The sequence below is a fragment of the Pseudomonas sp. URMO17WK12:I12 genome (genome assembly GCF_000514395.1).
GTDB lineage: Bacteria > Pseudomonadota > Gammaproteobacteria > Pseudomonadales > Pseudomonadaceae > Aquipseudomonas > Aquipseudomonas mucoides.
On sequence record NZ_AZVV01000005.1, the window covers coordinates 129,291 to 152,498 of the forward strand.

Genomic DNA, 23,208 nt, shown 5'->3' on the forward strand with positions numbered 1-23,208 from the left:
TACATCCTGTTCGATAGCGTGCTTATGTTCTCTCTCACGTTTCATAACCGGAAGGCACTGCCATGAATGCGATGATTCGCCACCTGATTCGCGGCGCTTCAGCCCTGACACTGATGACCTTGTTGACCACTGGCCTGGCCGAGGCCGCCGACGCGCCGGGTTTGCGCATCGGTGTTCGCGGCGAGATCACCGGGGTCAGCTCCGACGCGTTGAATGTCCACGCCAACAGTGGGGAAAACGTGGTCATCCACCTGACCAACGACACCAAAATCCGCGCCGTCACTTTGGCTAACATCGAAGACATCAAACCCGGCAGCTACATCGGCTCGGCGGCGATTCCTCAGGAAGATGGGACCCTCAAGGCGCTGGAAGTCCACGTCTTCCCGCCGGAACTGGCCGGCAGTGGCGACGGACATCGGCCCTTCGACCTGGTCAAGGGCAGCAGCATGACCAATGGCAGCGTCGGTGATCTGGTGGTCAGCAATGGCCGGGTGTTGACGGTTAACTACAAGGGCGGGCAGCAGAAAATCCTGGTGCCGATGGACGTGCCGATTGTGAATCTGGTGCCGGGGGATCGCAGTTTGCTGAAGGTGGGGGTGAAGATCGTGACGTTTGTGACGCAGAGTGCGGACGGGACGCTGACGGCGCAATCGATCTCGGCGGGCAAGGATGGCGTGACACCACCGATGTGAAGGCAAGTCCCAATCCCGGTGAACTTTGGGTTTGTGTCCGGCAAAAAAAGGCGACCTGCTCAGGTCGCCTTTTTCATTTTGCTCAGGAATTACTGACCGGTGTAAATCTGATCAAAGATCCCGCCATCATTGAAGTGGGCCTTCTGCACCGTGCGCCAGTCACCAAAGGTCTTCTCAACCGACAGGAAGTCCACTTTCGGGAAACGATCGGTGTGCTTGGCCAACACCGCCGGGTCACGCGGACGCAGGTAGTTCGCCGCCGCAATTTCCTGACCTTCCGGCGACCACAGGTACTTCAGGTATTCCTCGGCCGCAGCACGAGTGCCTTTCTTGTCGACGACTTTGTCGACCACCGTCACCGGCGGTTCGGCTTCGGCGGAAACGCTCGGGTAGATCACTTCAAACTGGTCACGACCAAACTCGCGGGCAATCATTTCCGCTTCGTTTTCGAAGGTCACCAGCACGTCGCCGATCTGGTTGGTCATGAACGTGGTCGTGGCTGCGCGGCCGCCGGTGTCCAGTACCGGGGCTTGTTTGAACAGCTTGCCAACGAACTCCTTGGCCTTGTTCTCATCACCGCCATTCTTCAGCACATAGCCCCAGGCCGACAGGTAGGTGTAGCGACCGTTGCCCGAGGTTTTCGGGTTCGGCACGATCACCTGAACGCCATCCTTGAGCAGATCCGGCCAGTCTTTCAGGGCTTTCGGGTTGCCTTTACGCACGATGAAAACCGTGGCGGAGGTAAACGGCGCGCTGTTGTTCGGCAGGCGCGTGACCCAGTTGTCCGGCACCAGTTTGCCGTTGTCCGCCAGGGCGTTGATGTCGGTCGCCATGTTCATGGTGATGACGTCAGCCGGCAGACCGTCGATCACCGAGCGCGCCTGTTTGCTGGAACCGCCGAAGGACATCTGCAGGGTGATGTTTTCGTTGTGCTCGGCTTGCCAGTGTTTCTGGAAGGCAGTGTTGTAGTCCTTGTAGAAATCGCGCATCACGTCGTAGGAAACGTTAAGCAGGGTCGGGGCGGCTTGAGCCATGCTGGTCAATGCCAGGCCAGCGGCCAGAAGTGAGGCGCCAAAGAGTTTTTTCACTGCGCAGTCCTTGTTCTAATTTAAAAGTGAGGCAATTTGCCAGCGACTATAGCCGGGCTCGCATAGGCCTTTAAAGATTAAAAAGCTCTTTGCTTATTCCAGTTTCTTAAACAGTGCGTTGCCACATCGCGAGCAGAATGCCGCACCGTGTTCGTGGCTGTTTTTCTTGCACACCGGGCAGTCATGTTGCAGCTGTTCGCCACGCATCGCGTTAGCCAGTTCGGCGGTGAAAATCCCGGTGGGCACGGCGATGATCGAGTAACCGGTGATCATCACCAGTGACGAAATCACCTGGCCCAACGGCGTCTTCGGCACGATGTCGCCGAAGCCCACGGTGGTCAGCGTAACGATCGCCCAATAGATGCCTTTGGGAATGCTGGTGAAGCCGTGTTCCGGACCTTCGATCACGTACATCAAGGTGCCGAACACCGTCACCAGGGTGCAGACGCTGACCAGAAACACCACGATTTTCTGTTTGCTGCCGCGCAGCGCTGACATCAGGTAATTGGCTTGCTTGAGGTACGGGCCGAGCTTGAGCACGCGGAAAATCCGCAGCATCCGAATGATCCGGATGATCAGCAGGTACTGCGCATCGGCGTAATACAGCGCGAGGATGCCGGGCACGATGGCCAGCAAGTCCACCAGCCCATAGAAGCTGAACGCGTAACGCAAAGGCTTGGGCGAGCAGTACAGCCGCAGGATGTATTCGACGGCGAAAACGAAGGTGAAGCCCCACTCGATATACGCCAGCAGATCGGCGTAGTTCTGGTGAACCGCGTCGATGCTGTCGAGCATCACGATGACGATGCTGGCGAGGATGATCAACAGCAGGATGCCGTCGAAGCGTCGCCCCGCCTTGGTGTCGCTCTGGAAAACCATGACGTAAAGCTCTTCACGCCAGTTTTTGCTGCTGTCCATGGATACCGCCTGAACCAATGATCAGCGCAGCCTAGGTTGATTCTCCCCAGGAGCGCAAGGCGCAGTGGTCATCGTGGCTTTGCCGAGCACTTGAACAATCGAACGGATCAGCCAGCAACCGAGGATGAACGGCGCGGTCAGCGTGGGCAGGCCGATCGCGGCAAACACGGGTGTCAGCAGCAACGCGAGTGCAATAGCGAGCGGAGGCAGCCACAGTTGCTGGCGTTGCGAGCTGAAGGCGAGGGCGGCAAGCACGGCGTTATAGCCACCGAGGCCGATCAGGGCGGTGTAGAAGTCATGGTTCAGCAGGCTCCAGCCCATGCCCGCGACAGACGCGAACATCGCCCAGCAAAAGGCGCGGCGGTCAGCAATCAGCAATCCGGCGGCAATCAGCGCACCGGCCAGCGGATGACCGAGGAACATCACCTGGCCGAGGCCTTTGAGGGGGGCGGCGAGCATGTTCAGGGTGTTGATTTCGATCAGGTGCGCCTGGGTCGACGGCGTGGCGAAGCACAGCAGCAACCAGCCCAATCCCACGAAGGGCGCGGTGTAGGCGGGCAGGTATTGGCTGACCCGGGAGCGTTTTAGCCACTGTTGAGTCAGCATCGCGCTCAGGCCACCGCAGGCGATGATCATCAGCGGCAGCAGGGCAGACCAGGGGAAATAGAGGCTCAGCAGCAAGCCGAGCAAGACGCCGTTGTAGCTGAACAGTCCGGCCTGTCGATCCTCTTTGGCGTAGTTGCGACGTTGCGCGGTGAGCAACCCGGCGACACCGCCCAGCAGCGCACCGCCGAGCAGGGTGGGCGCGGTAAACAGAATCGCCAACAGGCACAGCAGGCCGCACAGCGGATTTCGCTGGAGGAAGATCTGACTGAAACCGTTGAGCAGGGCTGTCGCCCAGTCGGGGCAGTGGGTGTTGAAGTGATTGGCAGGCATTTTAAGGGTCATTCAGTGCAGATCGTTCCCACGCTCTGCGCGGGAATGCCTCGATGGACGCTCTGCGTCTGCTCTTGGGACGCAGAGCGTCCCGGGCCGCATTCCCACGCAGAGCGTGGGAACGATCATGGTATGGGGTTAAATCAGGGTTTCGATGCGCAATGAGTTAGTCGACCCCGGCTGCCCAAACGGCACACCCGCAGTGATCAATAACGTGTCGCCCCGCTGAGCCATGCCCTGGGCCTGGGCAATCTCCAGCGCTGTCGAACACACTTCATCCACCTGCCGCAGCCGATCATTGACCACCGAGTGCACGCCCCACGCCACGGTCAGGCGGCGAGCGGTCTGCAGGTTCGGCGTGAGGTTGAGGATCGGCACCGTCGGCCGTTCCCGCGCCGCGCGCAAACTCGAGGTGCCGGACTCGCTGTAGTTCACCAGCACCGCCACTGGCAGCACATTGCTGATTCGACGAATCGCACAGCTGATCGCATCTGAAACCGTCGCCTCGGCTTTCGGCCGGCTCACGTCCAGTTGCGCCTGATAGTCCGGACCGTTTTCCACCTGGCGGATGATCTTGCTCATCATCTGCACCGCTTCCAGCGGGTATTCACCGGAGGCGGTTTCCGCCGACAGCATCACCGCGTCCGCACCTTCAGCGACGGCGTTGGCCACGTCGGTGACCTCGGCGCGGGTCGGGGCCGGGGAGAAGCGCATCGACTCGAGCATCTGCGTCGCCACCACCACCGGTTTGCCGAGCTCACGGCAGAGGGTGATGATGTTTTTCTGAATCTGCGGCACGCTTTCGGCCGGCACTTCCACGCCCAGATCACCGCGAGCGACCATGATCGCGTCGCTCAATTCAGCGATTTCCCGCAGCTGAGTCACCGCCGATGGTTTCTCGATCTTGGCCATCAAAAATGCTTTGTCGCCGATCAACTCGCGGGCTTCGCGGATGTCTTCCGGACGTTGCACAAATGACAGCGCGACCCAATCCACACCCAGCTCCAGGCCGAAGCTCAAATCACGGCGATCCTTGGCGGTCAGCGGGCTCAGTTCCAGCACCGCTTGCGGTACGTTCACGCCTTTGCGGTCCGACAGTTCGCCGCCATTGAGCACGGTGGTGTCGATGGCGTCGGAATACTTGGTCACCACGCGCAGACGCAATTTGCCGTCGTCCAGCAGCAGGTCCATGCCTGGCTCGAGCGCGGCGATGATTTCCGGGTGAGGCAGGTTAACGCGGCGCTCGTCACCCGGCGTCGGGTCCAGGTCCAGGCGCAAGGCCTGACCGCGATGCAGTTGCACCTTGCCTTCGGCGAACTTGCCGACCCGCAGTTTCGGGCCTTGCAGGTCCATCAGAATGCCCAGCGGGTAATTCAGCTGGCGCTCGACTTCACGAATCCAGTGGTAGCGCTGAGCGTGGTCGGCGTGATCACCGTGGCTGAAGTTCAGGCGGAAAATATTGACCCCGGCCTGCACCAGTTCGCGGATGTCGTCGATCCCGTCGATGGCTGGGCCGAGGGTGGCGAGGATCTTAACCTTCTTGTCAGGCGTCATGTTTAGGGCTCTCGAGGATCAGGATGGCGCGGAAGTCGTTGACGTTGGTGCGGGTCGGCTCGGTGACGATCAGTGCGTCCAGCGCCTCGAAATAGCCGTAGCCATTGTTGTTGTCGAGTTCGTCGCTGGCGCTCAAACCGAGGGCGGCGGCACGGGCGTAGCTGTCCGGGGTCATGATTGCGCCGGCATTGTCTTCGGAGCCGTCGATGCCATCGGTGTCCCCGGCCAGGGCGTAGACGCCGGGCAGGCCTTTGAGGCTGTCGGTCAGGCTCAGCAAGAACTCGGCGTTGCGCCCGCCACGGCCGTTGCCGCGTACGGTCACGGTGGTTTCACCGCCCGAAAGGATTACGCATGGCGCGGCCAGTGGCTGACCGTGCAGCACGACCTGACGGGCGATGCCGGCGTGGACCTTGGCCACGTCGCGGGATTCGCCTTCCAGATCGCCGAGGATCAGCGGGCTGAAACCGGCCTGCCGCGCTTTCACGGCGGCGGCTTCAAGCGATTGTTGTGGACGGGCGATCAACTGGAAATGACTACGCGCGAGGCTCGGATCTCCGGGTTTGACCGTCTCCGATTCCGGGCTTTGCAGCCAGTTACGCACTGAGGCCGGAACTTCGATGCCATAGCGCTTGAGGATCGCCAGCGCTTCGGCGCAGGTGCTTGGGTCGGCCACGGTCGGGCCGGAAGCGATGACCGTGGCGAGGTCGCCCGGCACATCGGAAATCGCATAGGTATACACAGTGGCCGGCCAGCAGGCTTTGCCGAGACGGCCGCCCTTGATCGCCGAGAGGTGCTTGCGCACGCAGTTCATCTCGCCGATGGTGGCGCCGGATTTGAGCAGGGCTTTGTTGATCGATTGCTTGTCGGCGAGGGTGATACCGGCGGCGGGCAATGCGAGCAGGGCGGAGCCGCCACCCGAGAGCAGGAAGATCACGCGGTCGTCTTCGGTCAGGTTGCTGACCAGCTCAAAGACTCGCTTGGCGACAGCCTGGCCGGCAGCGTCCGGCACCGGATGGGCCGCTTCGACCACTTCGATTTTTTCGCACGGGGCGCCGTGACCGTAACGCGTCACCACTAGACCGGAGACTTCACCCTGCCAGCAACGCTCGACGACTTGCGCCATGGCGGCCGCGGCTTTACCGGCGCCGATGACGATTACCCGACCGCTGCGATCTTTGGGCAAATGGGCTTCGAGGACTTGCTGCGGATGGGCGGCGTCGATGGCTGTGGCGAACAGCTCGCGCAGGAATTGTTGCGGATCGACCGACATGGCGGGCTCCCGGAATTCTTGTTATTGGAGTAGGGCGAAAGCAGGTGTTTCGACTCGGTCCCTGTGGGAGCTGGCTTGCCAGCGATGCAGGCCCGCTCCCACAGGTATTGCGGCGAATGTTACTTATCGCGAATCGAGAAATTCGCCATGTGTTCCAGGCCCTTGATCAATGCCGAGTGGTCCCAGTTGCTGCCACCAATGGCCGCGCAGGTGCTGAACACTTGCTGGGTGTTGGCGGTGTTCGGCAGGTTGATGCCCAGTTCCTTGGCACCTTGCAGGGCCAGGTTCAGATCCTTCTGATGCAGGCTGATGCGGAAGCCCGGATCGAAAGTGCCTTTGATCATGCGCTCGCCGTGTACTTCGAGGATCTTCGACGAAGCGAAACCGCCCATCAGTGCTTCACGAACCTTGGCCGGATCGGCGCCGTTTTTCGAGGCGAACAGCAGGGCTTCTGCGACGGCCTGGATGTTCAGCGCAACGATGATCTGGTTCGCCACTTTCGCGGTTTGACCGTCGCCGTTACCACCGACCAGGGTGATGTTCTTGCCCATGGCCTGGAACAGCGGCAGGGCGCGTTCAAAGGCATCGGCATCGCCGCCGACCATAATGCTCAGGCTCGCCGCCTTGGCGCCGACTTCACCGCCAGACACTGGCGCGTCGAGGTACTGCGCGCCTTTTTCGTTGATCTTGGCCGCGAACGCTTTGGTCGCGGTCGGCGAGATCGAGCTCATGTCGATAACGATTTTGCCTTTGCCCACGCCGGCTGCAACGCCGTCTGCGCGGAACAGCACGTCGTCTACCTGTGGGGTATCCGGCACCATGACGATGATGAATTCGGCTTCTTGCGCGACTTCTTTCGGGTTGGCCAGGGCGACGGCGCCAGCGGCAATCAGGTCGGCAGGCGCGGCGTCGTGGTGCGCCGACAGGAACAGGCTGTGACCGGCTTTCTGCAGGTTCAACGCCATTGGGTGGCCCATGATGCCGGTGCCGATAAATCCGATTTTAGCCATGAGAAAATCCTCGTTTTATTTCGATGCTGCAATGCAGTCTTAGAGACGCAGCAGATTCATTGTGGGAGCTGCGGTGCGACGATTCGACTTGCCAGCGATGGCGGTGGGTCAGGCAAGCTATTTGTTTTGTGTGCTGCCGCCATCGTGGGCAAGCCCGCTCCCACAGAGTTTTGTGTTGTTCGTTCAGATCGCGTTATGGGTTTTCAACCAGCCCAGGCCCGCTTCGGTCGTGGTCAGCGGCTTGTATTCGCAGCCAACCCAACCCTGATAACCGATGCGGTCCAGGTGTTCGAACAGGAAGCGGTAGTTGATTTCACCGGTGCCCGGTTCGTTGCGTCCTGGGTTGTCGGCCAACTGGATATGGTTGATCTCGCCCAGGTGCGCAGCCATGGTGCGGGCCAGGTCGCCCTCCATGATTTGCATGTGGTAGATGTCGTATTGCAGGAACAGGTTGGCGCTGCCCACTTGTTCGCGGATCGACAGGGCTTGCGCCGTGTTGTTCAGGTAGAAGCCCGGGATGTCGCGGGTGTTAATCGCTTCCATCACCAGTTTGATACCCGCCGCTTGCAGCTTGTCGGCCGCGTACTTGAGGTTGGCGACGAAGGTTTTTTCCACGGTGGCATCGTCGACACCTTGTGGACGAATACCGGCCAGGCAGTTGACCTGGGTGTTGCCCAGCACTTGCGCGTAGGCGATAGCCAGGGTGACACCGGCGCGGAATTCTTCAACGCGGTCCGGCAGGCACGCGATACCGCGTTCGCCCTTGGCCCAGTCACCGGCCGGCAGGTTGAACAGCACCTGGGTCAGACCGTTGGCATCGAGCTTGGCCTTGATCTCGGCGGAGCTGAAATCGTAAGGGAACAGGTACTCGACACCACTGAAACCGGCCTTGGCGGCCGCTTCAAAACGGGCAAGAAAATCCTGCTCAGTGAACAGCATGGACAGGTTGGCTGCGAAACGCGGCATGGTGGTCTCCCATAAATATGTGCAGGCCCCTGTGGGTGCGAGCCTGTGTGGCGAGGGAGCTTGCTCCCGCTCGGCTGCGAAGCAGTCGCAAAGCTTTTGGGGCCGCTTCGCGACCCAGCGGGAGCAAGCTCCCTCGCCACACAGGCGCGCTCCCACAGTGGGAACGATCAGCTGTTAATCAAGCAACGAAATCGCCGTCGGTGCGTCGTTGCCGACCAGCGCCAGGTCTTCGAATTCGTTGACGGCGTTGATCTCGGTGCCCATGGAAATGTTGGTCACACGCTCCAGAATAATCTCGACAATCACCGGCACCTTGAACTCTTCGATCAGTTCCTGGGCCTTGCGCAGGGCAGGCTGGATCTGACCCGGTTCAAACACACGCAATGCCTTGCAGCCGAGGCCTTCGGCGACCGCGACGTGATCGACACCGTAACCATTGAGTTCCGGAGCGTTCAGGTTATCGAAGGACAGCTGCACGCAGTAGTCCATGTCGAAACCGCGCTGGGCCTGACGAATCAGCCCCAGGTACGAATTGTTGACCACAACGTGGATGTACGGCAGCTTGAACTGCGCGCCCACCGCCAACTCTTCGATCATGAACTGAAAATCATAGTCGCCCGACAGCGCCACGACCTTGCGGGTCGGATCAGCCTTGACCACGCCCAGTGCCGCCGGAATGGTCCAGCCCAACGGGCCGGCCTGGCCGCAGTTGATCCAGTGACGCGGCTTGTAGACGTGCAGGAACTGCGCGCCGGCAATCTGCGACAGACCGATGGTGCTGACGTAGCACGTGTCTTTGCCGAACACCTGGTTCATCTCTTCGTAAACGCGCTGCGGCTTGACCGGCACATTGTCGAAGTGCGTTTTGCGCTGCAGGCTGGCTTTGCGTTGCTGGCAGTCTTGCAGCCAGGCGCTGCGGTTTTTCAGCTTGCCGGCGGCTTGCCATTCACGGGCGACTTCGATGAACACGGTCAGTGCGGCCGCGGCGTCGGAGACGATGCCCAGGTCCGGGTTGAACACGCGGCCGATCTGGGTCGGTTCGATATCAACGTGAATGAACTTGCGGCCTTCGGTGTAGACGTCGATCGAACCGGTGTGACGGTTGGCCCAACGGTTACCCACGCCCAGCACCACGTCGGATTTGAGCATCGTCGCATTGCCGTAGCGGTGCGAGGTTTGCAGGCCGACCATGCCGACCATCAAAGGGTGATCGTCCGGAATGGTGCCCCAGCCCATCAGGGTCGGAATGACGGGGATGCCGGTCAGCTCGGCGAACTCGACCAGCAAGTCGCTGGCGTCGGCATTGATGATGCCACCACCGGCCACCAGCAATGGACGCTCAGCCTGATCGAGCATGGCCAGGGCCTTCTCGATTTGCACGCGGTTAGCGGTGGGCTTAGCCAGCGGCAGCGGTTGGTAAGCGTCGATATCGAATTCGATTTCCGCCATCTGCACGTCGAACGGCAGGTCGATCAGCACCGGGCCTGGGCGGCCGGAGCGCATTTCGTAGAAGGCTTTCTGGAACGCGTAAGGCACCTGGCCCGGTTCCATGACGGTGGTTGCCCACTTGGTCACTGGCTTGACGATGGTGGTGATGTCGACGGCCTGGAAGTCTTCCTTGTGCATACGGGCGCGGGGGGCCTGGCCGGTAATGCAGAGAATCGGGATCGAGTCGGCCGAGGCGCTGTAGAGCCCGGTGACCATGTCCGTACCGGCAGGACCGGAGGTACCGATGCACACGCCGATGTTGCCAGCCTTGGTGCGGGTGTAACCCTCGGCCATGTGCGAGGCGCCTTCAACGTGGCGAGCGAGGACGTGATCGATGCCACCGACCTTCTGCAAGGCGGAGTACAGCGGGTTGATCGCGGCGCCCGGGATGCCAAAAGCGGTATCAACCCCTTCACGGCGCATCACCAGAACGGCGGCTTCGATTGCTCTCATTTTGCTCATGGTTTTGTGCCTCTTACGTTTTGTAATTGTATACAAGTGGCTTTGCGCAGAGTGTATTCACGGCGGACGGCGCAGGTCAATCCATTTTCTCAAGCGACCGTTTCATTCGTCGAAAGCCTTATCTAGTGTGGCTTTTCGTCGCATGTGGCGCTTTTCGATAATTATTGTATACAAAAAAATAACTCATTGTGTTCTATTTGTTGCATCGGCCTGCGGCACAACGGCGCAGCCCAACGCCTTTCCGAAAAACAAAATGAGGACGGCACCATGAGCGCTTTAACCTTGAAAGTTGCAGTCAAACTGGTCAACGAAGCCATCAATGCAGGGCGGGGCATCAACGCCGCGCCGCTGACCGTCGCGGTACTCGATACCGGCGGCCACCTGATTACACTGCAACGCGAAGACGGCGCCAGCCTGCTGCGCCCGAATATCGCCATCGGCAAAGCCTGGGGCGCCATCGCCCTGGGCAAGGGCTCACGCCTTCTGGCACTCGACGCCCAACAACGCCCGGCCTTTATTGCCGCGCTCAATAGCATGGGCCAGGGCAGCGTCGTGCCGGCACCGGGCGGTGTGTTGATTCGGGATCAGGCGGGGAATGTGCTGGGAGCAATCGGGATTAGCGGCGATCTGTCGGATATCGATGAGCAGGTGGCTATTAAGGCGGTGGAGGCGTTGGAGTTGAAGGCGGATGCAGGGGTGGCTTCCTGATTTCTCGCGCCTGATCGATAGTCACCGCTGGCAAGCCAGCTCCCACAAGGTTTTGTGTTGAACAAAGATTTTTGAACGATACCAACCACTGTGGGAGCTGGCTTGCCAGCGATGGTGGCCTGACGGACACATCAAGAAAAAGACCCAACCAGCCAGATGGATCACTGAGGTCTAGCCTTCTAATGAACTCATCGTGAAGGGGCAATGGATTGCCTGATCTTCCCGCATCACATCACCTGCGAGCCGGCCGCTATGCCGAGCCCAATAGAATCTATCTACTGACCACCAACACACTTGATCGAGACCCGATCTTTGCCGGTTTCGCTTTGGGCAGATTGGTGGCTCATCAATTTCGGCGGGCGCAAGAACTCGAATTAGCGAACTCACTGGCTTGGGTTGTCATGCCTGATCATTTTCACTGGTTGGTCGAACTGGAAAATTGCTCGCTCAAAAAACTGATGCGCGAAACCAAGTCATTGATTGCGCGAGAAGTGAATATTTCCATCAACAGGAAAGGACCGCTTTGGCAGCAGGGTTATCACGACCGGGCACTGCGGCGGGAAGAGGATCTGGTGAAAATGGCGCGATATGTGGTGGCTAACCCATTACGGGCGGGGTTGGTCGAAAAGATTGGCGACTATCCGCTTTGGGATGCCATTTGGATTTGATCTGACACTGAGTTGCCTCCATCGCTGGCAAGCCAGCTCCCACAAATTTTTGCGTTGGACACAAATAGTGTGAACGACGCAAAACTCTGTGGGAGCTGGCTTGCCAGCGATGGCCGCAGCGCGGTGGTCAGTCCGGCTCACACCCCTTCAACACCAACCGAATGATCGTCTGCGCTGCCGCCTCATAATCGGCCTCATCCAGCTTGGCCTTGCCAGTAATCGCCGTGATTTGCCAGTCAAAGTCGGCATAGGTCTGGGTCGCGGCCCAGATGCTGAACATCAGGTGGTTGGGGTCGATGGCGGCGATCTGGCCGCGGTCGATCCAGGTCTGGATGCAGTCGATGTTGTGCTTGGCCTGGCTGTTGAGCTGTTCCACCAGGTCGGCGCTCAGGTGCGGGGCGCCGTGCATGATTTCGCTGGCGAACACTTTCGAGGCGAACGGCAAGTCGCGGGAGATGCGAATTTTCGAGCGAATGTAGCCGCTCAGTACTTCGCTGGGCTCGCCTTCAGGATTGAACGGTGTCGAGGCCTGCAGAATCGGCTCGATGATACTTTCCAGGACCTCGCGGTAGAGGTTTTCCTTGGATTTGAAGTAGTAGTAGACGTTGGGCTTGGGCAATCCCGCCTTGGCTGCGATGTCACTGGTTTTGGTCGCAGCGAAGCCCTTGTCGGCAAATTCTTCACTGGCGGCACGCAGGATCAGTTCTTTGTTGCGCTCGCGGATAGTGCTCATAAACCAGGGGGTTCCTTGCCTGTTCTGGCGGTTGCGCATGGTATCACCGGCCTCGCGCGGCGCTCAAGAATGCCCCGTGTGGCACTCGGCCGCGCTATGCTGCGCAGCATTCATTCAAGAAGGAAACCTGATTCATGGCAGGAAGCAGTTTGCTGGTGCTGATCGATGACATCGCCGCGGTACTCGACGATGTGGCATTGATGACCAAAATGGCCGCCAAGAAGACCGCCGGTGTGCTCGGCGACGATCTGGCGCTCAACGCCCAGCAGGTCAGCGGCGTGCGGGCCGAGCGGGAAATCCCGGTGGTCTGGGCCGTGGCCAAGGGCTCGTTTCGCAACAAACTGATCCTGGTGCCGTCGGCCTTGGCCATCAGCGCGTTCATTCCGTGGCTGGTGACGCCGTTGTTGATGGTCGGCGGCGCTTACCTGTGTTTCGAAGGTTTCGAGAAGCTCGCGCACAAATTCCTGCACAGCAAGGCTGAAGACCAGGCCGAACATGCGGAACTGGTCGAGGCTGTCGCTGATCCGGCGGTCGATCTGGTGGCGTTCGAACAGGACAAGATCAAAGGCGCGGTACGCACCGATTTCATCCTGTCGGCAGAAATCATCGCCATCACCCTCGGCACCGTGGCAGATGCCTCGCTGACCCAACAAGTGATCGTGCTCTCGGGCATTGCCATTGTCATGACCATCGGCGTGTATGGCCTGGTGGCGGGCATCGTCAAACTCGACGACCTCGGTTTGTGGCTGACCCAAAAGCCTGGGCAGATGGCGAAAAGCATCGGCGGCGGCATTTTGCGAGCCGCGCCTTACATGATGAAAAGCCTGTCGGTGATCGGTACGGCGGCGATGTTCCTGGTCGGTGGCGGGATCCTGACCCACGGCGTGCCGGTGGTTCATCACTGGATCGAAAGCGTCAGCGCCGGGGCGGGCGGTGCCGGGTTTATCGTGCCGACGTTGTTGAACGCGGTGGCGGGGATTGTCGCGGGTGCGGTGGTGTTGGCGGGCGTGATGGTTGCCAGCAAGGTCTGGAAAGCGCTGAAAGGCTAAAGCCAAACGCTGTCCAACTGTAGGAGTGAGCCTGCTCGCGATAGCGCTGGGTCAGTCAGTAGAGATTTTGACTGTGCTGACCTCATCGCGAGCAGGCTCACTCCTACAGGGGATTTGTGGTGTGGCGGGAATGTAAAAAGGCCATTCGACTCGCATCGAATGGCCTTTTTTGTTGCCGCCGGATTTACTCGGCGATCTGCAACTTGCGCGCCTCGGTGTACACGAACCGCACTTTTTCGTACTCGAATGGCGAGTTCAGCTGGCCATAACGGAAGTTGGTCTGGTTGCGTTTATCGATGCCGCGCAGGATCCAGACTTCCGGATGGTTGGAGCTGACTTCAGAGACGTTCAGGTAGTTGATCTCCGACTCGACGGTGAAGTCGACCGCCAGGCCACCGGTGTCGCGGATGTTCGACGGGCCGAGGATCGGCAGGACGAAGTAGGCACCGCCGGGTACACCGTAGAAGCCAAGTGTCTGACCGAAATCTTCGCTCTGGCGCGGCAGGCCCATGGCGGTGGCTGGGTCCCACAGGCCAGCGATGCCGATGGTGGTGTTGAGCAGCAGGCGCGCCGAGGTTTCCATCGAACGCTTGCCCTTGAGCTGCAGCAGGCTGTTCACCAGGTTCGGCACGTCGCCGAGGTTGTTGAAGAAGTTGCTCACGCCGGTACGCAGGAAGCTTGGCGTGACGTAGCGATAGCCATCGACTACGGGCAGGAACACCCATTGGTCGAAGCGGTAGTTGAAGTGGTACACCCGGCGGTTCCATTCTTCCAGCGGGTCATAGACGGCCAGTGCGTTGAGTGTCGAGCGTTCGAACTCGCGCTGGTCCAGCCCCGGGTTGAACTTGAGTTTGCTCAACGGCTCCTTGAAGCCGTCATTGTCGATCACGACGGGGGCGTTGGCCTTGCTGTTGTCGGCATTGGCGACGCCTGCACAGAGTAACGCAGCGATTAGCAGGAGATATTTAGCCACGGAAGAACTCCAGCATGGCGTCGCTGTTGACGCGGTAGTTAAGGTTGCCGCAATGGCCGCCGAGTGGATAAACGGTCAAGCGATCGCCGAAGGTCTTGCGCAGGAAACCGAGGTCGCCAGGGCCCAGGATCACGTCGTCGGCGTTGTGCATCACAGCGATTTTCGGGCTGTCGTGCAGGTAGTCCTTGAGTGCATAAAGACTGACCTGGTCGATCAGTTGCAGCAGGCTGCCGCCGTCGGTGCGGGCGCGCCACATCGGGATGACCTGTTCGGTGATGTAGCAGTCGAAGTCGCACTGCAGCGCACGCTTGAGGAACGGCGTGAGGCTGGTGCCTTCGGTGATCGGGAATTTCGGCGGGGTGATCAGGCCGCGACGGTTGATCAGGTCCGAGGTGAAGGCAATGTCGGCCGCCGAGAAGCGGAACGAGGTGCCGATCAGCATGGCCATCTGTTCGTTGGTCAGGTGCTGCTTGGACTGCTGGAAGTCATAGAGCAGGGCATCGTTGAGGTCGATGTAGCCTTTTTGCTGGAAGTAGCGGGTCAGTTTGTTCAGTACCAGCTCATAGAACGTGGTGCTGCTGGTGATGCCCTTGACCTCGGTCTGGACCAGCTTGTCCAGGTTGGTGATCGAGGTGTACAGGTTCACCGGCGGGTTGAGCAGCAGGACTTTCTTGAAGTTGAAGCTGCGGCGGGTCTCGTCCAGGTGCGCAACGAAGGCGGCGTCCAGTGCACCGAGGCTGTAGCCGGTCAGGTAGTAGTCGGTGACCGGCACTTTCGGGTTTTGTGCCCGCACGGCCTGCATCACCCGGTACATGTCTTCGGCGTCTTCCTTGGTGATGCCCGGTGTGGCGAAGCGTGAAGCGGCGCTGATGAAGTCGAAACTGGTCGGCGACGACAGTTGCACCACGTGGTAGCCGGCCTGGTAGTAGAGCTTTTTCAGGTACTCGTTGAGGCTGCTGTCATAGCGCGCGCCGGTACCGGCAATCAGGAAGATCAGCGGTGCGGCTTTGTCTTGTGTGGCGATGCGATAGGTGAGCTTCTTCACAGGCCAGAAATTGTCTGGCAGTTCGAATGCACGCTCCGGGCGCAGCGTGATGCTGCGGTCGCTCTGATTGATGTCCTCGTCCAGCGGCAATTTCGGACGCAGGTCCGGAGGCGTCGTGGCGATGGTCGCCTCGAACGGATTGCTCAAGGGGTAGCCATAGCTGGCGGCGTCGATATCGACCGCCAGTGCGGACGCACTCAAAATAAGGCCGCCAAAGAGGGCGGCGAAGCGCAAGAAGCGGAGCATGACTAGATCCCTTAGAGGAAGGTGCCGAATGAAGTTCGCAGGCTATGACCATCGGTGTTGCGCCAAAGTGCCACGCAGCGGCACCAAAGAGGCGTATTTCCGGATAATAGTCGCTGGACGATACACTTTGCAGCCATTTCGTTACCAGTTTTCTGTTACCCGCGTTTGCATCCCGCTGGCGGGGGATTAAGCTGGCCGCCGTTTTCGCTTATTGGAGTGTTTCATGTCCCGCCGTCTGCCCGTGGTTTTACTGCTCGTTTTGCTGCCGTTATGGCTGGCCGCCAGTTACGGCGCGCGTTATGGCTTCATGGAGGATGCGCAGTGGGTCGGCATCTGCGTGGACGAGGCGAGCCGTTGGGAATGTGGGGTTCGTTCGAACCTGGGCTTGATGATTCACTTCGCCGTGTTGGGTTGGGCGGCGATTGCGGCGGCGGTGCTCGGCTTCGTCCTTCCGGGCCGGGCCGGGTGGTGGCTGGCGGTGCTGGCGCTGGTGTTCGGGTTTCCGGCGTTGGCGTTGTACAACACGACTTTGGCGGTTTTTGCGGTGGTGATTGCGGGGCTTCGGTTGGTCCGGGCGTCTCGTAGCGCCTGATTAATGGTCATCGCGGGCAAGCCACGCTCCCACAGGGTTCTCCGGCGAATACAGCATTTGTATACGACAGAAAACCCTGTGGAAGCGTGGCTTGCCCGCGATGGGCCAGTAGCTTCTCTGAAGATTAAGCCTTGCGAACCCGCAAGCTGCGCCACAACGCCGCAACCATCAACACACTCACCAGCGCCCAGCCCCAGGCCTGCTGGTTCTGCAAGCCTTCACGGTACAGTTGCGGCGCAATGCCTGCACCAATGATGAAGGTCAGCAATGCAATCTCCCGACGTGGCACGCTCACCGGACGGCACAGGTAAACCAGTGCCGGCAGGATGAATGCCACGCTCGGGAAGCTGCGATAACGCGGATCGAATACCAGTTCCAGCATCATCACCGCTGCGGCGAACCCCGCCGTCGCGAGCAACCAGCCCGCCTGACGTTCCAGCATATTGAATGCCTGCTCACGCCAACCGGTGCGAGCGCTCAACGTCAGCGCGGCGTGGGCCAGCACTAACAGGTTCAACGCCGTCAGCAGCGCCACCCACAACCATTCGCTGGCAAACCGCGTGGTGACGCGAGCCAGGTCACCCCAGGCGCCAATCGAGCACGCCGCCAATGCGCCGAGCAGTGGTAGCACCAGCGCCGCGCGAGTGCTGCGAACGCGGCCACCGAGCATCAGCGTCACGAGAAAGATTACGCCGCCCACGGCCAGCCATTGCGACCAGTACGGCACGTTCGACACCGGTCCGGCCAGCACGCCTTTGTCCTGACGATCCGCGTCAAACAGCCCCCAGTAACCGCCGACCGCACCTTCGCTGGCACGCTTCCACGGCTGGTCAAACGCTTCGATCAAGTTGTAGTGCCAGCCTTGTTGCTCGGCCATGATCACAAAAGAACGAATGAACTTGGCTTCATTGACCCGGCTCGGCAGGGCGGTTTCACGTTGACGGCCTTCGCTCGGCCAGCCGGTTTCGCCAATCATCACGTCCTTGGGCGCGAATTTGTTGCCGAACACCTGACGCACTTCCGCCACATGTTGCAGGGCTGCGTCGATGTTCGAGGGATCATCTTCCCAGTACGGCAGCAAATGGATGGTCAGGAAATCCACTGCCGGGGCGATTTCCGGGTGCTTGAGCCAGAACTCCCAGACGTCGGCGTAAGTGACAGGCTGTTTGACCTGGCTTTTGACCTTGTTAATAAGCTTGGCCAGTTGCGCGCCGGTGACCTCTTTGCGCAGCAAGGTCTCGTTGCCGACGATGACGGCGGTCACCACGTCAGCGTTGGCATTTGCCGAGGCGATCAACAGGTCGACTTCTTTCTCGGTATCGACCGGGTTGCTGTTGACCCAGGCACCGATCATCAACTTCAAACCATGCTTGCGCGCCAGATCAGGCAGCGCCTCCAGGCCGGTCATGGAGTAGGTGCGGATGCATTCGAAGCTTTTCGCCAGCAGTGCGAGGTCGGCGTCCATGCGCTCCGGGCGCAATTTGAACGGCTGGTCGAACGGCGATTGATCCTTGTCGAACGGGGTGTAAGAGGCACATTGCAGCTTGTGCGTCGCGCTGGCCACGTCTGGCAGGATCACCGGTTTGCCGAGGCCGTACCAGAAGCCGCCGAAGGCAAACAACCCCAGAAGACAGGCGAATAGATAAGCAAAAAAAGGAAAGCGTGATGTCGCGGGCATGGTCAGGCCGTCTGGGAGCAAAGCCGCGCATGTTACCTGCATTTGTCCCGGGTCAGGAGGCTTGCATAATTTTGACATGCAAAGTTCGGGCGGACTGGCCGGGGCGTTTCCGCCGCTCAAGATTAATGGCGTTCTGATGTCGTTTCTCGATGCCTTGAGGTCGCTGACAGAGCAGGTCGCGGTTGTCGTCAGGTTGATGATCGACGCATCAGTGCACCCATAGATAAATCACGCTGATGGTCGGACGAGTTTGCGGTGGGCGTGATGGGGGCGCTGTGCACCATAACAATACGTTGACGCGACTCGGCATCCGTCGAGCGCAGCACTTTCGGGGAAGTAACGATGAAGATGCGACGACTTTTAGGCGCAGGTGCCGCTCTGGTACTTGCGATTGGCTCCACCATGGCCAGCGCCGAGAGCAAGACCCTGAGCATCGGTTACGTTGACGGTTGGTCCGACAGCGTCGCGACCACTCACGTAGCGGCCGAAGTGATCAAACAGAAACTCGGTTATGACGTTAAGCTGCAAGCCGTCGCCACCGGGATCATGTGGCAAGGCGTGGCCACCGGCAAACTCGACGCCATGCTGTCGGCCTGGCTGCCAGTGACGCACGGTGAATACTGGGCCAAGAACAAGGACCAGGTCGTCGATTACGGTCCGAACTTCAAAGATGCAAAAATCGGTTTGATCGTGCCTGAGTACGTCAAAGCCAAGACCATCGACGATCTGAAAACCGACGACAGCTTCAAAAAACGCATCGTCGGCATCGACGCCGGTTCAGGCGTGATGCTCAAGACCGAACAGGCCATCAAGGATTACGATCTGACCGGGTATCAACTCAAGGCCAGTTCCGGCGCCGGCATGATTGCCGAGCTGACCCGTGCCGAGAAGAAAAACGAATCCATTGCCGTGACCGGTTGGGTGCCGCACTGGATGTTCGCGAAGTGGAAACTGCGCTTCCTCGACGATCCGAAAGGCGTTTATGGCGCTGCTGAAACTGTAAACAGCATCGGCAGCAAAGAACTCGCCACCAAGGCACCGGAAGTGGCCAAGTTCCTGAAGAACTTCCAGTGGGCGTCGAAAGACGAAATCGGCGAAGTCATGTTGGCGATCCAGGATGGCGCCAAGCCGGAAGCCGCGGCGAAAGATTGGGTAGCCAAACACCCGGAGCGTGTGGCCGAGTGGACCAAATAATTTGAGCTGACGTGTCTGGTCAGCACCTCTGAAGGCCGCTTGGCATCACCGCCAAGCGGCCTTTTGCGTTTCTCTGCGGGCGTGTCTGCTGGAAAATGGCGATTCTGTCATGTCGTTCTAATACTAAGGTCGTCTGGAACCTGTTCCGCAGCCGCATAGAGTGGATAACGTTCCAACTTTAATCTGTGCTGCGAGGATAAAAACAATGAACGACAGCATTTACCTCTCGATTCAAAACAGCCCGCGCTTCAAGGAGCTGGTTAGCAAGCGAGAAAAGTTCGCCTGGATTCTTTCGGCGATCATGCTTGGGCTTTACTCCGGATTCATTCTTTTGATTGCATACGGGCCGCATGTGCTGGGGGCGAAAATCGGCCCTGAGTCTTCGATTACCTGGGGGATACCGATTGGTGTCGGGCTGATTCTCTCGGCCTTTATCCTGACTGCAATCTACGTACGACGCGCCAATGGCGAATTCGACGACCTGAACAATGCGATTCTCAAGGAGGCTCAGCAATGATCCGGCGTCTGATGGCTCTATTGAGCATTGCGGCGTTTGCGCCGGGTGCGTGGGCGGCTGAAGCCCTGACGGGTGAAGTGCACAAACAACCGCTCAACGTTTCCGCGATCCTGATGTTCGTGGCGTTTGTCGGCTTGACCCTGTGCATCACTTATTGGGCTTCCAAGCGCAACAACTCGGCCGCTGACTACTATGCGGCGGGCGGCAAGATCACCGGTTTCCAGAACGGTCTGGCGATTGCCGGTGACTACATGTCCGCGGCGTCCTTCCTGGGTATTTCCGCCCTGGTGTTCACCTCCGGCTACGATGGCCTGATCTACTCGATCGGCTTCCTGGTGGGCTGGCCGATCATTCTGTTCCTGATCGCCGAACGCCTGCGCAACCTGGGCAAATACACCTTTGCCGACGTGGCGTCCTACCGCCTTGGGCAAACCCAGATTCGCACGCTGTCCGCGTGTGGTTCGCTGGTGGTGGTGGCGTTCTACCTGATTGCGCAAATGGTCGGTGCCGGCAAGCTGATCCAGCTGCTGTTCGGTCTCGACTACTACGTTGCGGTGATCCTGGTCGGTATCCTGATGTGCATGTATGTGTTGTTCGGCGGCATGCTGGCGACCACCTGGGTGCAGATCATCAAGGCTGTGCTGTTGCTGTCCGGTGCCTCGTTCATGGCGCTGATGGTGATGAAACACGTCAACTTCGACTTCAACATGCTGTTTTCCGAGGCGATCAAGGTTCACCCTAAAGGTGAGGCGATCATGAGCCCCGGCGGTCTGGTGAAAGACCCGATCTCGGCGTTCTCCCTGGGCCTGGCATTGATGTTCGGTACCGCTGGCCTGCCGCACATTCTGATGCGCTTCTTCACCGTGAGTGACGCAAAAGAAGCGCGCAAGAGCGTGCTGTATGCAACCGGCTTCATTGGTTACTTCTACATCCTGACCTTCATCATCGGCTTCGGCGCGATCCTGCTGGTCAGCACCAACCCGGCCTTCAAAGATGCGGCGGGCGCGCTGTTGGGCGGCAACAACATGGCGGCGGTGCACCTGGCCAACGCGGTGGGTGGCAGTATTTTCCTGGGCTTCATCTCGGCGGTCGCGTTTGCAACCATCCTGGCGGTCGTGGCTGGCCTGACGCTGGCAGGTGCTACGGCGGTGTCTCACGACCTGTACGCCAGTGTGATCAAGAAGGGCAAGGCTAACGACAAGGATGAAATCCGCGTTTCGAAGATCACCACCATCGCCCTGGGCGTGTTGGCGATTGGCCTGGGCATTCTGTTCGAAAGCCAGAACATCGCGTTCATGGTGGGCCTGGCGTTCTCCATCGCGGCGAGCTGCAACTTCCCGGTGCTGCTGCTTTCCATGTACTGGAAGAAGCTGACCACTCGCGGTGCGATGATTGGTGGCTGGTTGGGTCTGGTGAGTGCCGTCGGTTTGATGGTGCTCGGGCCAACCATCTGGGTGCAGATCCTGCATCACGAGAAGGCTATCTTCCCGTATGAATACCCGGCGTTGTTCTCGATGGCGATTGCCTTTGTCGGGATCTGGTTCTTCTCGATCACTGACAAGTCGACCGCGGCTGATAACGAGCGCGCGCTGTTCTTCCCTCAGTTTGTGCGTTCGCAGACAGGGTTGGGGTCGAGCGGGGCGGTTTCCCACTAAGGCTTCAGGTTGGGTTATGTAAGTTGCGTTAAACAGAAATGCCCCGGTCGAGAGATCGGGGCATTTTTGTTTGTCCGCAGGTTGGGAGGCGTGGTGTCAGGGCTGACACCTTCGCGAGCAGGCTCGCTCCTACAGGGGATGTGTGTACGACACCTAACTCCTGTAGGAGTGAGCCTGCTCGCGATGGCGATAGTGCAGGCACAAACAAAAACGGCCTCTATATAAATAGAGGCCGTTTCCGGTGCAGCTTAAGACGTTATCGCAAGACGGGTCTTATTTGCGGTCTTCCAGCTTGGTGATGTCACGCGACTCGTAGCCGGTGTACAGCTGGCGCGGGCGGCCAATCTTGTACGGGCTGGAGAGCATTTCTTTCCAGTGGGAGATCCAGCCGACAGTCCGCGCCAGCGCGAAGATCACGGTGAACATGCTGGTTGGAATGCCGATCGCCTTGAGGATGATCCCCGAGTAGAAGTCGACGTTCGGGTACAGCGAGCGTTCGATGAAGTACGGGTCGGTCAGGGCGATCTCTTCCAGGCGCATGGCCAGTTCGAGTTGCTTGTCGTTCTTGATGCCCAGTTCCTTCAACACTTCGTCGCAGGTCTGCTTCATGACGGTAGCGCGTGGATCGCGGTTTTTGTAAACCCGGTGACCGAAGCCCATCAGTTTGAACGGATCGTTCTTGTCCTTGGCCTTGGCGATGTACTTGTCGATGTTCGAGACATCGCCAATTTCATCGAGCATGGTCAGAACGGCTTCGTTCGCACCGCCGTGGGCAGGGCCCCACAGTGCGGCGATGCCGGCGGCGATACAGGCGAACGGGTTGGCACCCGAAGAGCCGGCCAGACGAACGGTAGAGGTCGATGCGTTTTGCTCGTGGTCGGCATGGAGGATGAAGATCCGGTCCATGGCCTTGGCGAGCACCGGGCTGATCGGTTTGATCTCGCACGGGGTGTTGAACATCATGTGCAGGAAGTTTTCCGCGTACGTCAGGTCGTTGCGCGGGTACATCATGGGTTGACCCATGGAGTACTTGTAAACCATCGCTGCCAGGGTCGGCATCTTGGCAACCAGGCGGATCGCGGAGATTTCGCGATGCTGCGGGTTATTGATGTCGAGGGAGTCGTGGTAGAAGGCCGAGAGGGCGCCGACTACGCCGCACATGACGGCCATTGGGTGGGCGTCGCGACGGAAGCCGTTGAAGAAGGTCTTCAGCTGCTCGTGAACCATGGTGTGGTTCTTCACGGTGCTGACGAACTGGGCCTTCTGTTCTGCGGTCGGCAGTTCGCCGTTGAGCAGCAGATAGCAGGTTTCCAGGTAGTCCGACTTTTCAGCCAGCTGTTCGATCGGGTAGCCGCGGTGCAACAGAATGCCGTTGTCGCCGTCGATATAGGTGATCTTCGACTCGCAGGAAGCTGTCGACATGAAACCAGGGTCAAAGGTGAAACGGCCCGTGGCCGTCAGGCCCCGAACATCGATAACATCGGGACCAACGGTGCCGGTTAAAATGGGCAGCTCGACGGGGGCTGCGCCCTCGATGATCAACTGCGCTTTTTTGTCAGCCATGTGGCCTCCTATTTATGCTTGAAATCATCAGACAGACCCCCCACGCAGGGCCCGCACCACTATAGTGAGATAAATTCGAATGTCAATTTGCCTAAAGTCTTGCTCCAGAAGGCTTTAACCGGACTTTTTCCTCGAAATTGACTGCCATTTACGCCTTTTATCCAACTTGTGCAATCAGCTATTAGGGGAAGGTGAACGCGTTG

General features: G+C 59.3%; 21 protein-coding genes. 8 read left to right on the forward strand and 13 right to left on the reverse strand.

Annotated elements, in window-relative coordinates:
• The first annotated feature begins 62 nt into the window (after positions 1 to 62).
• Positions 63 to 692: a DUF5666 domain-containing protein gene (locus tag D882_RS0105970; RefSeq protein ID WP_027922393.1), complete on the forward strand. Its 630-nt coding sequence runs from the start codon at positions 63 to 65 to the stop codon at positions 690 to 692.
• A gap of 89 nt (positions 693 to 781) precedes the next feature.
• Here the strand turns inward: D882_RS0105970 and D882_RS0105975 are convergent, their stop codons facing one another.
• The 8 genes from D882_RS0105975 to gcl all read right to left on the reverse strand — a co-directional run bounded on the left by D882_RS0105975 (position 782) and on the right by gcl (position 10,384).
• A complete protein-coding gene (locus D882_RS0105975; RefSeq protein ID WP_027922394.1) occupies positions 782 to 1,780 on the reverse strand; it encodes a sulfate ABC transporter substrate-binding protein in 999 nt (332 codons plus the stop codon).
• A 93-nt stretch (positions 1,781 to 1,873) separates the two neighbouring features.
• A complete protein-coding gene (locus D882_RS0105980; protein ID WP_027922395.1) occupies positions 1,874 to 2,698 on the reverse strand; it encodes an ion transporter in 825 nt (274 codons plus the stop codon).
• Positions 2,699 to 2,719: 21 nt separating this feature from the next.
• Positions 2,720 to 3,634, reverse strand: a complete 915-nt coding sequence (locus D882_RS0105985; protein ID WP_027922396.1) for an urea transporter — start codon at positions 3,632 to 3,634, stop codon at positions 2,720 to 2,722.
• Positions 3,635 to 3,772: 138 nt separating this feature from the next.
• Complete coding sequence (pyk, locus tag D882_RS0105990) at positions 3,773 to 5,188, reverse strand: pyruvate kinase (protein WP_027922397.1); 1,416 nt, start codon at positions 5,186 to 5,188, stop codon at positions 3,773 to 3,775.
• Positions 5,178 to 6,458: a glycerate kinase gene (locus D882_RS0105995; RefSeq protein ID WP_027922398.1), complete on the reverse strand. Its 1,281-nt coding sequence runs from the start codon at positions 6,456 to 6,458 to the stop codon at positions 5,178 to 5,180. Before D882_RS0105995 ends, pyk begins: the two co-directional genes overlap by 11 nt.
• Positions 6,459 to 6,577: 119 nt before the next feature.
• Positions 6,578 to 7,468: a 2-hydroxy-3-oxopropionate reductase gene (locus tag D882_RS0106000; protein ID WP_027922399.1), complete on the reverse strand. Its 891-nt coding sequence runs from the start codon at positions 7,466 to 7,468 to the stop codon at positions 6,578 to 6,580.
• A 183-nt stretch (positions 7,469 to 7,651) separates the two neighbouring features.
• Positions 7,652 to 8,434, reverse strand: coding sequence for a hydroxypyruvate isomerase (gene hyi, locus D882_RS0106005; RefSeq protein WP_027922400.1), 783 nt, complete (start codon positions 8,432 to 8,434; stop codon positions 7,652 to 7,654).
• A 174-nt stretch (positions 8,435 to 8,608) separates the two neighbouring features.
• Positions 8,609 to 10,384, reverse strand: a complete 1,776-nt coding sequence (gcl, locus tag D882_RS0106010) for a glyoxylate carboligase (RefSeq protein ID WP_027922401.1) — start codon at positions 10,382 to 10,384, stop codon at positions 8,609 to 8,611.
• Positions 10,385 to 10,651: 267 nt separating this feature from the next.
• Between gcl and D882_RS0106015 the strand changes: the two genes are divergently transcribed.
• Positions 10,652 to 11,092 carry a heme-binding protein gene (locus D882_RS0106015; RefSeq protein ID WP_027922402.1) on the forward strand — a complete coding sequence of 147 codons (441 nt, stop codon included), beginning with the start codon at positions 10,652 to 10,654 and terminating at the stop codon, positions 11,090 to 11,092.
• Between the two features lie 209 nt (positions 11,093 to 11,301).
• On the forward strand, positions 11,302 to 11,760 hold the full coding sequence (locus D882_RS0106020) for a transposase (RefSeq protein WP_027922403.1): 459 nt from the start codon (positions 11,302 to 11,304) through the stop codon (positions 11,758 to 11,760).
• Positions 11,761 to 11,887: 127 nt separating this feature from the next.
• Here the strand turns inward: D882_RS0106020 and D882_RS0106025 are convergent, their stop codons facing one another.
• Positions 11,888 to 12,493 carry a TetR/AcrR family transcriptional regulator gene (locus tag D882_RS0106025; RefSeq protein WP_027922404.1) on the reverse strand — a complete coding sequence of 202 codons (606 nt, stop codon included), beginning with the start codon at positions 12,491 to 12,493 and terminating at the stop codon, positions 11,888 to 11,890.
• Positions 12,494 to 12,627: 134 nt separating this feature from the next.
• Between D882_RS0106025 and D882_RS0106030 the strand changes: the two genes are divergently transcribed.
• Positions 12,628 to 13,542: a DUF808 domain-containing protein gene (locus tag D882_RS0106030; protein WP_027922405.1), complete on the forward strand. Its 915-nt coding sequence runs from the start codon at positions 12,628 to 12,630 to the stop codon at positions 13,540 to 13,542.
• A 184-nt stretch (positions 13,543 to 13,726) separates the two neighbouring features.
• On the opposite strand, the gene D882_RS0106035 is transcribed toward D882_RS0106030, so the two are convergent.
• Positions 13,727 to 14,515, reverse strand: a complete 789-nt coding sequence (locus D882_RS0106035; RefSeq protein ID WP_027922406.1) for a VacJ family lipoprotein — start codon at positions 14,513 to 14,515, stop codon at positions 13,727 to 13,729.
• A complete protein-coding gene (locus D882_RS0106040; protein WP_027922407.1) occupies positions 14,508 to 15,806 on the reverse strand; it encodes a serine/threonine protein kinase in 1,299 nt (432 codons plus the stop codon). Before D882_RS0106040 ends, D882_RS0106035 begins: the two co-directional genes overlap by 8 nt.
• Positions 15,807 to 16,029: 223 nt before the next feature.
• Between D882_RS0106040 and D882_RS0106045 the strand changes: the two genes are divergently transcribed.
• A complete protein-coding gene (locus tag D882_RS0106045; protein ID WP_027922408.1) occupies positions 16,030 to 16,398 on the forward strand; it encodes a hypothetical protein in 369 nt (122 codons plus the stop codon).
• Positions 16,399 to 16,522: 124 nt separating this feature from the next.
• Here D882_RS0106045 and D882_RS0106050 read toward each other — a convergent pair whose 3' ends face one another.
• On the reverse strand, positions 16,523 to 18,118 hold the full coding sequence (locus D882_RS0106050) for a beta-1,6-glucan synthase (protein WP_027922409.1): 1,596 nt from the start codon (positions 18,116 to 18,118) through the stop codon (positions 16,523 to 16,525).
• A gap of 300 nt (positions 18,119 to 18,418) precedes the next feature.
• Between D882_RS0106050 and D882_RS0106060 the strand changes: the two genes are divergently transcribed.
• The 3 genes from D882_RS0106060 (at position 18,419) to D882_RS0106070 (ending at position 21,442) form a co-directional block, all read left to right on the forward strand.
• Positions 18,419 to 19,270 (forward strand): glycine betaine ABC transporter substrate-binding protein, encoded by an 852-nt coding sequence (locus D882_RS0106060; RefSeq protein ID WP_027922410.1) that lies wholly within the window; start codon positions 18,419 to 18,421, stop codon positions 19,268 to 19,270.
• 205 nt (positions 19,271 to 19,475) lie between these two features.
• Positions 19,476 to 19,787: a DUF485 domain-containing protein gene (locus D882_RS0106065; RefSeq protein ID WP_027922411.1), complete on the forward strand. Its 312-nt coding sequence runs from the start codon at positions 19,476 to 19,478 to the stop codon at positions 19,785 to 19,787.
• Entirely contained in the window at positions 19,784 to 21,442 is a 1,659-nt protein-coding gene (locus D882_RS0106070; protein ID WP_027922412.1) for a cation acetate symporter, read from the forward strand. The genes D882_RS0106065 and D882_RS0106070 overlap by 4 nt, the downstream gene beginning before the upstream one ends.
• A 273-nt stretch (positions 21,443 to 21,715) precedes the next feature.
• Here the strand turns inward: D882_RS0106070 and gltA are convergent, their stop codons facing one another.
• Positions 21,716 to 23,005 carry a citrate synthase gene (gene gltA, locus D882_RS0106075; protein ID WP_007945132.1) on the reverse strand — a complete coding sequence of 430 codons (1,290 nt, stop codon included), beginning with the start codon at positions 23,003 to 23,005 and terminating at the stop codon, positions 21,716 to 21,718.
• Positions 23,006 to 23,208: the final 203 nt, after the last annotated feature.

What these genes read in the sequence shown, in the direction of transcription:
- hyi (WP_027922400.1), bottom strand. Translation starts at nt 8,434, where the DNA reads ATGCCGCGTTTCGCAGCCAACCTGTCCATGCTGTTCACTGAGCAGGAT.
- pyk (WP_027922397.1), bottom strand. Translation starts at nt 5,188, where the DNA reads ATGACGCCTGACAAGAAGGTTAAGATCCTCGCCACCCTCGGCCCAGCC.
- D882_RS0106050 (WP_027922409.1), bottom strand. Translation starts at nt 18,118, where the DNA reads ATGCAGGTAACATGCGCGGCTTTGCTCCCAGACGGCCTGACCATGCCC.
- gltA (WP_007945132.1), bottom strand. Translation starts at nt 23,005, where the DNA reads ATGGCTGACAAAAAAGCGCAGTTGATCATCGAGGGCGCAGCCCCCGTC.
- D882_RS0106025 (WP_027922404.1), bottom strand. Translation starts at nt 12,493, where the DNA reads ATGAGCACTATCCGCGAGCGCAACAAAGAACTGATCCTGCGTGCCGCC.
- D882_RS0106015 (WP_027922402.1), top strand. Translation starts at nt 10,652, where the DNA reads ATGAGCGCTTTAACCTTGAAAGTTGCAGTCAAACTGGTCAACGAAGCC.
- D882_RS0105995 (WP_027922398.1), bottom strand. Translation starts at nt 6,458, where the DNA reads ATGTCGGTCGATCCGCAACAATTCCTGCGCGAGCTGTTCGCCACAGCC.
- D882_RS0106045 (WP_027922408.1), top strand. Translation starts at nt 16,030, where the DNA reads ATGTCCCGCCGTCTGCCCGTGGTTTTACTGCTCGTTTTGCTGCCGTTA.
- D882_RS0106065 (WP_027922411.1), top strand. Translation starts at nt 19,476, where the DNA reads ATGAACGACAGCATTTACCTCTCGATTCAAAACAGCCCGCGCTTCAAG.
- D882_RS0106030 (WP_027922405.1), top strand. Translation starts at nt 12,628, where the DNA reads ATGGCAGGAAGCAGTTTGCTGGTGCTGATCGATGACATCGCCGCGGTA.
- D882_RS0106060 (WP_027922410.1), top strand. Translation starts at nt 18,419, where the DNA reads ATGAAGATGCGACGACTTTTAGGCGCAGGTGCCGCTCTGGTACTTGCG.
- D882_RS0106040 (WP_027922407.1), bottom strand. Translation starts at nt 15,806, where the DNA reads ATGCTCCGCTTCTTGCGCTTCGCCGCCCTCTTTGGCGGCCTTATTTTG.
- D882_RS0106000 (WP_027922399.1), bottom strand. Translation starts at nt 7,468, where the DNA reads ATGGCTAAAATCGGATTTATCGGCACCGGCATCATGGGCCACCCAATG.
- gcl (WP_027922401.1), bottom strand. Translation starts at nt 10,384, where the DNA reads ATGAGCAAAATGAGAGCAATCGAAGCCGCCGTTCTGGTGATGCGCCGT.
- D882_RS0105980 (WP_027922395.1), bottom strand. Translation starts at nt 2,698, where the DNA reads ATGGACAGCAGCAAAAACTGGCGTGAAGAGCTTTACGTCATGGTTTTC.
- D882_RS0106070 (WP_027922412.1), top strand. Translation starts at nt 19,784, where the DNA reads ATGATCCGGCGTCTGATGGCTCTATTGAGCATTGCGGCGTTTGCGCCG.
- D882_RS0105985 (WP_027922396.1), bottom strand. Translation starts at nt 3,634, where the DNA reads ATGCCTGCCAATCACTTCAACACCCACTGCCCCGACTGGGCGACAGCC.
- D882_RS0105970 (WP_027922393.1), top strand. Translation starts at nt 63, where the DNA reads ATGAATGCGATGATTCGCCACCTGATTCGCGGCGCTTCAGCCCTGACA.